The 11,158-nt window shown below is 34.4% G+C and carries 8 protein-coding genes; 6 read left to right on the top strand and 2 right to left on the bottom strand.

The window, feature by feature from the left end:
• Window positions 1-170 precede the first annotated feature (170 nt).
• From Q0358_RS01320 to Q0358_RS01295, 6 genes are all read left to right on the top strand, one after another.
• Window positions 171-1,571: an alanine/glycine:cation symporter family protein gene (locus Q0358_RS01320; RefSeq protein ID WP_299546216.1), complete on the top strand. Its 1,401-nt coding sequence runs from the start codon at window positions 171-173 to the stop codon at window positions 1,569-1,571.
• A gap of 144 nt (window positions 1,572-1,715) precedes the next feature.
• Entirely contained in the window at window positions 1,716-3,044 is a 1,329-nt protein-coding gene (locus tag Q0358_RS01315) for an MATE family efflux transporter (RefSeq protein WP_299546214.1), read from the top strand.
• Window positions 3,023-3,280 carry a hypothetical protein gene (locus Q0358_RS01310; RefSeq protein ID WP_299546212.1) on the top strand — a complete coding sequence of 86 codons (258 nt, stop codon included), beginning with the start codon at window positions 3,023-3,025 and terminating at the stop codon, window positions 3,278-3,280. The genes Q0358_RS01315 and Q0358_RS01310 overlap by 22 nt, the downstream gene beginning before the upstream one ends.
• A gap of 123 nt (window positions 3,281-3,403) precedes the next feature.
• Window positions 3,404-4,681: a serine--tRNA ligase gene (gene serS, locus Q0358_RS01305; protein WP_299546210.1), complete on the top strand. Its 1,278-nt coding sequence runs from the start codon at window positions 3,404-3,406 to the stop codon at window positions 4,679-4,681.
• Between the two features lie 3 nt (window positions 4,682-4,684).
• The gene (locus Q0358_RS01300; RefSeq protein WP_299546208.1) at window positions 4,685-7,117 is read left to right on the top strand and encodes a tetratricopeptide repeat protein; all 2,433 of its coding nucleotides are present in this window, start codon (window positions 4,685-4,687) and stop codon (window positions 7,115-7,117) included.
• The gene (locus Q0358_RS01295) at window positions 7,118-7,885 is read left to right on the top strand and encodes a TIGR02757 family protein (protein WP_299546206.1); all 768 of its coding nucleotides are present in this window, start codon (window positions 7,118-7,120) and stop codon (window positions 7,883-7,885) included. It begins immediately after the preceding gene.
• Here the strand turns inward: Q0358_RS01295 and Q0358_RS01290 are convergent.
• Together Q0358_RS01290 and flgD are read right to left on the bottom strand one after the other, a co-directional pair.
• The gene (locus tag Q0358_RS01290) at window positions 7,882-10,176 is read right to left on the bottom strand and encodes a flagellar hook-basal body complex protein (RefSeq protein ID WP_299546204.1); all 2,295 of its coding nucleotides are present in this window, start codon (window positions 10,174-10,176) and stop codon (window positions 7,882-7,884) included. The genes Q0358_RS01295 and Q0358_RS01290 overlap by 4 nt on opposite strands.
• Before the next feature lie 10 nt (window positions 10,177-10,186).
• Window positions 10,187-11,158, bottom strand: a 972-nt coding sequence (flgD, locus tag Q0358_RS01285; protein ID WP_299546202.1) for a flagellar hook assembly protein FlgD, incomplete at its 5' end; no start/stop codon positions are given.

Genomic DNA, 11,158 nt, shown 5'->3' with positions numbered 1-11,158 from the left:
CAAACAACTTGCAGAGTATATTACAGATTTAGGACATAGGGGGAGGGGGGAGTAATGTTTCTTTATTTCTCTTGCGAGAAAGATTTGTAGAAAATTTTTTTAAGTTTTTATAGTAAATCCATAGCACTTTGCTAGAATAACGTTCCAATATTTCAATATTAAGGATATAAATGGAGATGTTTTACAATTTAATTGGTACAACAAATGGGTTTTTATACACTTATTGGCTTGTGTTTGCGCTGATTTTATGTGGGCTATATTTGACAATTAGGACGCGCTTTATTCAGGTTAGGTTTTTAAAAGATGCATTTTTGGTCTTAAAAGAGCGTGGGAATAAAGAGCATATTACACCCTTTGGAGCGTTGATGATTTCTACGGCTTCAAGGGTTGGAATTGGAAATATCGTTGGTGTTTCTGTGGCGATTGCTGGTGGAGGAGTTGGAGCATTATTTTGGATGTGGATTACAGCAATTGTTGGTGGGGCTAGTGCATTTGTGGAATCCACTTTGGCGCAAGTGTATAAACGAAGAGATGGGGAACATCATTATAAAGGTGGTCCTGCATACTATATAGAAACAGCTTTAAAATCACGCGCACTTGGGATTGTGTTTGCAACTTCTTTGATTTTTTGTTTTGCTTGCGGTTTTAATGGATTGCAGTCTTACACACTGACTTCTTCTTTTGAAATTTTTGTAGGAACTGAAGCGTATAATAATGGTTATTTAACAACTTTTGTTGGGCTTGTTTTGGCGGTTTTGGTGTCATTTTTCTTTTTTGGTGGGGCGAAAAAATCCGCAATTATTTCTTCTATTTTAGTGCCGATTATGGCGTTTGGTTATCTTGTTGTTGCATTAATTGTTATAGGAATGAATTTTGATAAGATTCCATTGATTTTTGGAAGTGTTTTGCAAGAGGCGTTTAATTTTGAAGCGATTTTTAGTGGATTTGCTGGAAGTGCGATTGTTATAGGGATTAAGCGTGGATTGTTTTCTAATGAAGCAGGTATGGGCTCTGCACCAAATGCAGCAGCTGCGGCACACACTAGCCATCCTGCAAAACAAGGAATGGTTCAAACGCTATCTGTTTTTATTGATACATTGATTATTTGTTCAGCAAGTGCTTTTATGGTTCTTTGTTCTAATATTGATACAAGTAATTTACAAGGAATGGCATTGATTCAAGGTGTTATGCAAGGGCATTTGGGAACCTTTGGGCTGATGTTTGTGAGTATGGCGATTGTGCTTTTTGCATTTACTTCATTGATTGGAAATTATTTTTATGCGGAAGCAAACTTTAAGTTTATTACAGAAAACAAACTTGCTTTACAAATTTTTAGAGCTTGCGCTGTGATAATGGTGTTTATTGGTGCGCAACTGAATTTATCGCTTGCTTGGGATTTAGCGGATGTGTTTATGGGATTTATGGCAAGCATTAACATTATTGTAATGTTGCTTTTAAGCAATACTGCAATTAAAGTGTTAAAAGACTATGAAGCACAAAGAAAAGCTGGTAAAAATCCTGTTTTTAAAGCTAGCGATGTTGGAATCACAAATACAGAGTTTTGGAAATAGATAAAACTATGGAATCCTTTTTTGGATTCCATATATTATGGAGATTTGCAAGCTTAAAAATGATAAGTTTATAAAATTTTTAAGAGTTGTTGTGTAAAAAGATTGTTACAATTCTTAAAAATTTCGGATAATAAATTGTATCAAATGCGCTTTTTTTCTAAAGAACGAAGTCGTAGAATTCTAAATATTGCAATTCCTTCTGGGCTAAATTCACTTTTAGATATTATTAATCTTAGTATTGATTTGTTGATGATTGGCACTTTTGGGGCAAGTGCGATTGTGGCAGTGGGTGTTAGCTTAAATTTTATTATGTTAATGTTCGCTTTTACAACAATTGTATTTGTGGGAAATAGTGCGCTTGTAGCAAGATTTTTAGGGGCAAAGGATCAAAAAAGTGCAAATGAGGTTGTGTTAAGTTTGACCTTCGCTTCTTTTTGTTTTTCTTTGCCTTTGATGGCTTTTGGGTTTTTGGGGTATGAGATTTTTTTCTCTTGGATTGGGATTTCAGAGCAAGCGCATAGTATTGGGAGTGAATATTTAAGGATTGTGCTTTTTAGTATTCCTTTACTTTTGGTTAAACAAGTGAGTATTTCTGCATTTTCTGCTGCTGGAGCTACAAAATTTCCTTTTTATATTAAAATTGGCATTACGCTGATTAATCCTTTTATTAAGTTTATGTTAATTTTTGGTTTTGTTTTTATTCCTGCTTTTGGTGTGATTGGCGCAGCAATTGGGACATTGATTGTAAATTTTTTAGAAACTTTGGCACTCTTTTTGTTTTTACTTTTGTATAAAAAAAGTCCCATTGCATTAAGAGGGAGGATTAATTTTGATTATATTAAACGCGCTTTTATTGTTGGGATTCCAAGTGGAGCAGAGCGGTTTTTGACACTTTTTTCAATTTTGTTTATGACAAAATTTGTTGCATTATATGGCACTTATGATTTAGCAGGCTATCAAATTGCAACAAGAATTGAGGGGTTTGCGTTTATGCCTGGATTTGGATTTATGATTGCTGCAATGGCGTTAATGGGACAGAATTTAGGGGCTAAGAAACCATTAGAAGCGAAATATTCTACTTTAAATACTTTGCTTTTAGGTGGAATCTTTATGGGGATTGTTGGGTTTGTGATGAGTGTTTTTGCATCACAACTCTCAGGGTTTTTTAGTGAAGATACTAGGACAATAGAGGCAAGTGCAAGCTATCTTATTCCTATTGGAATCTCACAAGTTGCCTTTGCGTTTATTTGTATTTTAGATGGTGCGTTGCGTGGAGCTGGGATTACAAAGATTACATTAATGATTAATAGTGTGATGATTTGGGGATTGCGTGTTGTTCCTTGTTATTTTATTGCAACATTAGGGTATGCAGTTGAGTATATTTACCTTTGCATTTGTGTGGAGACATTTTTAAGAGCGTTTGTGTATTGGCGAATCTTTCAAAGTGGAGTGTGGAGAAGACAAAAAGTGTAAGATTCCAAAAAGATGGAATCTATTTTATTAAGGCAAGAAATAGTTCAAGGTTGCCTAAAATATATAGCGTAATTACTCCAAAACAAAGTAAAAATGCAACAAAAAATAAAAGTTTCTTTTCAAAACCTGTAAGTTTAGTGCTATTTTTGCTAATTGAGATACCAGTGATTGCTAAAATTACAAGCGAGATTCCGCATAAAATAGAAAGTGTGAGTGTAAAATTCCCAAGCATTTAAATTCCTTAAAAAACTTAATTATATATTATCTTTCTTTGATTTTTTCTAATTTATAAAATTTTTAGCGTCTTTTAAAAGGCAGTATTGTAGAATCTTCATATTTTTTAAGAATTTGGGGTGTGTATGATTGATTTAAAACTTCTTGTTAATGACTTTGATTCTATTGTAGAAAAATTATCAAAACGCAATATTGATGCAGTGTTATTAGAGAATTTGCGCCAAAGCAGTTTAAATTATAAACAAAAAAAAATTTCCCTAGAAGAACTTCAAGCAGAACAAAATGCAAAAACAAAATTGTTTGCTAAATATAAGCAAGAAGGCGGGGATATTAATGCGCTTAAAGCAGAGTGTGATGCGCTTAAGGTTAAGATTGATTTATCTGCTAAAGAACTTGAAGTTTGGGAAAATAAACTTCAAGAACTAACACACAATATTCCAAATATTCCAGATTCTAAAACGCCTTTTGGTAAAGATGAAAACGATAATGTAGAGCTTAAAAAAGTGTTAGAGATTCCACGATTTGATTTTAAGCCAAAAGAGCATTGGGAGCTGGCAGAGAAAAATGGTTGGATTGATTTTGAGAGAGGTGTAAAGCTTGCAAAAAGTCGTTTTAGTGTGTTTATGGGGATGGGGGCAAAGTTAGAAAGAGCGTTGATTAATTATATGCTTGATTTCAATAGTGCGCGCGGTTTTAGTGAAGTTGGAACACCTGCAATTGCAAATGCGCAAACGCTTTTTGGAACAGGGCAGTTGCCAAAATTTGAAGAAGATTTGTTTAAAATTTCTGATTTTAAAGATGAAGAGAGCGGTAAAGGACACGCCTTATATTTGATTCCAACAGCAGAAGCAACGCTTACAAATCTTTATAGCGATGAGATTTTAAAGGAAGATATGCTTCCTATGATGCTAACAGCTTATACGCCTTGTTTTAGAAAAGAAGCGGGGAGTGCAGGGCGAGATACGCGCGGGATTATTAGACAACATCAATTTGATAAAGTGGAGCTTGTAGCACTTACAACGCCACAGGATAGCGATGTAATGCAAGAGAGAATGATTTCTTGTGCTTCAGAGTTGCTTGTATCTTTAGGGCTTCCGCATCGTTTAGTGCAACTTTGTGGTGGAGATTTAGGATTTTGTGCTAGTAATACTGTGGATATTGAAGTGTGGCTTCCGGGGCAAAATTGTTATAGGGAAATTAGCTCTATTTCTAACACAAGAGATTTTCAAGCAAGAAGGGCTAAAATCCGCTATAAAGATTCTAATAAAAAGAATGTCCTAGTGCATACATTGAATGGTTCAAGCTTAGCAGTAGGCAGAACACTTGTGGCAATTATGGAGAATTATCAAAATGCAGATGGAAGTATTAGAATTCCATCTGTTTTAGAGTCATATTTGAGATAATAAATGGCAGAAAATCAAAGTTTTGAAAGCTCTTCAGAGAGTTCAAATTTAGATACGCCAAAAAATTCAGAATCTTTGGGTGGCGATATCATTCAGCTTGATGACAATTTTAATATTTTAGATGATATTTTAAAAAAAGAAGAAGAACCACAAAAGCCAGAAAGTAAAATTGCTAGATTATTAGAATATTTTTCTAAACATAAGAAAACAACTGCTTTGTTGCTTGTTTTATTTGGGATTTTGTTGCTTGCTTTTATTTTTCTTATTGGTGTTCTTTTAACAAAAGACCATAAAGATCCTAAGCAAGTAGATGTAGCAATAACTCCGCCAAAAGATTTTGTGATTAATAAAAGCAAAGAATTAATTACAAATGCTGAAAACTTAGAAGCTTGGATTAGAAAGGCAAATTTTTTATATACAAATGGAAACAAACAAGAAGCATTAGATTTGTATGGGAAAATTTCTAATTATTCTGAAGTTTTATCTAATTATAATTTAGGTGTGGCACAAATGGAGGAAAAGGCTTATGCAGAAGCACTTAAATCTTTTCAAAAAGCAATTGATTTAAATGAAGATAGAGTGATTAGCGCATTAAATGCAGCAGTGTGTTCTTTGCGTTTAGAAGAACCATTGAAATTTCAGTATTATTTGCGTCTAGCGCAGACTTATTTGCCATATTCTGGGAATTTACCATTGTATTCTTATTTGTATTCTTTGACAAATTTTTATTTGGGGAATTATTTAGAAGCATTTTCATCGCTTTTGCACAGAAATTCTTCTTATTACCAAGCAGAAAGCGATGAGCTATTAGCCGCAATGTATGCGTATTTTAATAATAATTATAAAGCCATTGAGTCTTTGAGTAAAAATGCAACTGATGCTAAAAATTGGTTTAATCTTGCTTTGCTTTATGCGCGCATTGGAGATTATCCGCGCGCAAACTCTTTAATGTTGCAAAGCATTGATGCGCTTGGAGGTAACCAAGAAGCAGATTTTGCATTATTGTTAATTAAAATGAAGCTTCCAGAATATGGACAAGCAGCTAAAATCTCTAGTAAATATGCAAACAATGAAGGTGCATTAAAAAGCAATCCTTATCCCATTAAAATTACCTTGCGTGATGAATTTTTTGATGTCAATGTTGCACAAAAGCGTTTTTGGGAAAGCTTTAACGGACAGAAGCTAAACGCCTATAAGATTCTTTTTTATTATGCGCCCTATAAGGTTTTTGATGCGCAAGAGGCGTTTAATGTGATCCAAGAAGGTGGGATTAATATCCATATTGAAAATCTGCAAGAAGCAAAGGAAACTTTGGTGCGCGGACAGACAATTTCGCGTGTTAATCGCAATATTGCAAATGCAATTTTAGAAACCCTAAATGGAAATATCCGCAATGCAAACGCTCTTTTAAAAAAGGCAGTAGAAACTTATCCTAATCACTCTATTTTGCATTACAATTTAGGTTTGAATTATGCGCAAATGAATGATTTTGACTTAGCGTATCGCCACTTTTTGCGTGCATTTCATTTAAATCCTAGCGATTTACACGCCGGGCTTTTTGCAATGATTACAGCAAAACTAACATTTAGAGATACAACACGCTTAGAAGATGAGATTGGTAAAGAAATTGTAAATTTTAATGGAAGTGCTTTGGATAGAGAGTTTTCTCAAGCATTGCTAAATTTTGTTCGCGATGGAGTTCCAAATCCTTTAGAATCACTAGAGAAAGAAAAAAGTAATGTTTCAATTTATTATGCGTTAGATTTTGCACAAGGTGTGCAGCTCAATCATCAAAGTTTATTGATTAAAAGTGCAGAAGCCTTAAAACATATCGCTCCGAACGATCCTATTGCAAATTTGTTAGTTTTGTTAGCACTCAATTATAAAGATGATCCAAAATCCCTATCTTTAAAACTTCAGCAGTATTATCAAGACAAAAGCATTAGTAAAGATGCGTTTTATTATGGGGCATCTGTGGTGCGTGAAATGTATATTGAAATGGCGCATATTATTGGGACTTTGCACTATATTCAACAAGATTTAGATACGCGCTTAATTACGGAACAAAAAGATGTGCGTGGCGTGATACAATCTCTAGCATTGACTTATTTGTATCTTCAAGAATTTGAAAAAGCTTTCACGCTTTATAATAGTTTAATTGATGACTTTAAAGAACAAGATACTCAAACGCTGTTTTTAGCTGGAGTTGCAGCGGTTGGGGCGGGGCATTTAGAAAATGCCGCTGCATTATTGCAATTAGCAAAACTTGAAGCACCAACACATTATGAAACAAGAATTGCTAATGCGATTATTTATTTGCAAGAGAAAAATTTTAATGCTGCAAGTATGCAGTTTGGGATGCTTGGGGATTCTAAAATTATTTCAAAATATTTTGATTTTAAAATAGACACCAAGCAGTTATTGCAAAACCCTTAAATGATTCCAAAAAATCCTTCTAAAAAATTTTTAAAAACATTTTTAGACACACAATATCAAAGTTTTAATACAGAATATGCTGTAAGTGAGGATTTGTTGGATCCTTTACTTGTAGCTAGGAGATTTTGTAATGAAAAAGTTGCTTTATTTTGTGCATTATTTGCCTATGGAAATGTTCGGGCGATTTTAAATTTCTTACAAGCTTGTAATTTAGAGGATTTATTAGATTTAAAAAAGAAGTGCAAATTACAAACCAATAAATCTTATCGCTTTCAAAATAATGCTGAAATTTGCGATGTCTTTCAAGCATTACAAAACTTGGGGTCTTTAGAAGAAATTTTTTATATTGGGTATCAAAAAGATGGAATCCAAAATGGTGTTTTAGGTGGGATTCAAAATTTACAAAGCGCAATTTATAAGCGTTTAAGAAATTCAAATTCTAAGGGTTTGCAGTTTTTACTAGGTTTGCCTATTACAGAGAAAAACACTTCACCACTAAAAAGATGGAATCTTTTTTTAAGATGGATGGTGCGTAAAGATTGTTTGGATTTAGGTTTGTGGAGTAGTGTGGATAAAAAAGATTTATTATTGCCACTTGATACACATACTTTTAGGATTTCTCAAAGGCTTGGGTTGTTAAAGCGCAAAAGTTATGATTATAAAGCAGTGCTTGAAGTGAGTGAGAGATTAAAAGAGTTTGATCCAAGCGATCCTATTAAATATGACTTTGCACTTTATAGAATCGGACAGCTTGGACTTTTAGATTAGCGTTTTAGCTGAATTGCTTCTTGCATAAGCTGATCAGCTGTTGTTATGGATTTTGCACTCATTTGATAGCCTCTTTGATAAACAATCAAATCTGTTAGAGCAGTTCCGGTATCTACATTGCTAGTTTCTAGCATATGGTCCATTACTTGTCCAAACTTAAGCCCTGCAAGACCATCTTCATTCCACGCTAAAATTGGAGGTCCGCTTACAACGCTAGTTTGTCCATTGATGGTGCGTGCGTTCATCTCAAAGAGATTTCCACCAATTTTACTAAGTCCTTGATCATTAACAAATGCGGCAACTCCAAATCTGCCAATAGGTTCCATTTTGCCATTTGTAAAATTCACTAAAATAATGCCATCTTTATTGATAACTATATCTTTCATAATCCCAGATGGTGTTCCATCTTGCGTAATAGATTTTGTTGTGGAATCTGTGTAGGCAAAATTGCTAGAAGTTTTGCCATCTTCAGATTTTGTCAAATCTACGCTAATGCTTCCATTATTAAAAGGGATTTCAAAAGGATCAGCATTTGCACTTCCATCAGCATTAAATGTGATTTCGCTCATTACAGGAGTGTCGCTAATTAGTGCTTTTCCAGTGCTATCGTAAATTTCTGTGCGCACTTCCCAGCGTTCTAGTGTCGCAGGATTAGAGTTTGGGTCGCCTTGTTCTAATAACACATATTGACTCTTTAGGATAAATTTCTCACCAGAATCACTAAAAATTTCTGTGTTTGTTTCATAAGTTGGCACTTGTAGTTGAGTGCTACTAATGCCATTTAGTTTCAGTGCTTTCCAGCCTTTAGTATCTTCAGCAGGATTAGTGTTTCCATTACCATTAATTTTTTGATATAAGATTCCATTGTAGCTTACTATGGAATCTTGCGAATAAGTTTCTCCCTCTTTATATTCGCCAATACTTCCTGTTGCTGCTTCCCCTACTTCTTTCCAATTTGCTGTATCTTCTGTGGGAGATTTAATTGTAACTTTTCCAGTGTTTGGATCTGTTACTTCTTCTACAATTCCTTTGTCGGTTAGCTTTTGATAAACCTTTCCATCTATTACAACAAAAGAATCTTTTTCGTATTCTTTAGCTTGTTTTTCTACATATTCTGGAACAGAACTACTATCAATTAATGTCCAACCATCAGGATTATCAATCGGATTTCCAGCGGCTACTCCATCTCCAATTTTTTGAAAAATCATTCCTTCAAATTTCACATAATCTTTATCTTTATAATCTTTGCTATCTACAAATTCACTAAGTTCTCCTTTAAAAGCTGATTCTAATGTGCTTCCATTTGCTTTTAAACCTAGTTTATCTGCTAGCTTTCCACTCACGCTTAACTTAATATCTTGCATTCCGCTATTGCTTAAGTATAAGGAGCAATCCGTAGGATTTCCTTCGCTATCAAGCTTTAAGCCAAGTGTTAAGCCTGTTTTATTTTTTACAAGCTCCATAAGTTCGCCAACATTTTTAAAATCTGTTCCATAAGAAAAGCTATAATCAGTGGTTACTCCACCTTTTTCAATGCTAAATTTAATATCTTTGAAGTTTTTTGCATCAATTGGCTTACCGCTTGCGTCCATTAGAGTATTAACATCTTGTGCTAGAAACTTATCCATACTAAACTTGCCATTTTCATCTTTTAGAATTGTAATGCCTTTTGGATTCTGCGTGCGGTTTAGATTGATTGCTAAATTGACTTCTGTGGTTAATGTGGGTTTATAATGCAATTCTTTTGGGATTTGTAAAGGCTCTAGCTTTGAGCCTCCAAGTTTAGCATAATCTTCTTCTAAATTATTTGTTCCTGTTAATGTTCCATCTGGTGCGATTTTACCTAAATTAATCCCATACATATAATAACCACTAGAATTGACCAAATAGCCTTCGCCATCTAGACTAAAAGAACCATCTCTAGTGAAAAAATTCTGTTGCGCTCCTGTATAATCTGGTGCTTTAACATCAAATTCACCGCCCTTATCAAGCCCTACAACAAACCATCCCTTACCACTATAAGCTACATTAAATTCTCCATCAGCTTTGACATAAGTTCCATCATTAGAATTAATTGCATTAGAGCCAACCGTTGCACCATAATTATAATCATTGTTAATCGGTGAGTTTGAGTTAATGTAGTTTAAGTTTGTGGCAAAAAGGCTTTTAAACTCTGGTAAATTTCCTCTATAACCTGTTGTATTGACATTGGCAATATTATTTGATGTAGAATCAATACCAAATTGATGGGTTTTGATTCCGCTAATTCCATTATAAAATGAACCAACCATAATAAACCCTTTATGCTTTATCTTCTGGTTTTGGTAAATCAGGTAAATCTACCCCTTCACCTGTTTTCTTATAGTAAGAAGTTACATAGATAATTGGCACAGTTAGTTTTTCTCCTAGCTTCACATAAGGCACACCTTGTTCAAACACAATGCTTTGCACTTCACCTCTACCTAATTGTGTTTCTTTGTATTTGTTTGTGGTTTTATCTAGGTTATATTCAGCTCTAACTGTGTAATCGCCTTTTCCCATAAATTCGCCTTTAGAATTTCTAGTATCCCATTCAAAAGCGATATATCCTTGTTTGCCTTTATATTTATAAGAGCCATCTGAGTTTTTTTCAGCTAAATCAATTTCACGGATTATATTGTTATCTTTATCAGTGATTGTGATTTTAGGAGAACCTTTTTCAGGATCAATAGGTTCATCAAAATACAACTCAAATGGGATTGGATCATTTTTCTCAACTTTTAATGCTGTAAAGGCAGTTTCAGCGATGTTTCCTATCATACCAACAGTGTTATAACCACCTAAAATTGAGCTATCTTGGATACTTCCTGCAAGAATCCCCATTGTTTCTAACATTTTTTGTTGTGTTTCTACAAGTTTATTTTGCGCTTCAATGGTTGCTTTATTGGTTTCTTGCATAGACTGCATTGTTGTTGTCATATCTTCCATTGCTTTTTTCATCTTTTCTTGCGCTTCAACTTGTGTAAGTTGCGCAGTTTGCGTTAGTATCTCCTGTGTTTCCATTGGAGCCGTTGGATCTTGGTTCTTTAGTTGTTCTAAGAATAGACGCATAAAAGCTTCATTGGATAAAGAATTGCTATCTTCTGGTTTTTTGTCAGGGAGTGGTTTATCTCCTAATGGTGGAGTTGTTCCACCTCCAGATCCTGTGCCACCACCTGAACTTGTTCCACCTCCAGAGCTTGTTCCACCTCCAGATCCTGTGCCACCACCTGAACTTGTTCCACCTCCAGAGCT

The sequence above is a fragment of the uncultured Helicobacter sp. genome (assembly GCF_937893305.1).
Taxonomy (GTDB): Bacteria; Campylobacterota; Campylobacteria; order Campylobacterales; family Helicobacteraceae; genus Helicobacter_D.
This window is presented reverse-complemented; position numbering and strand designations above follow the sequence as displayed.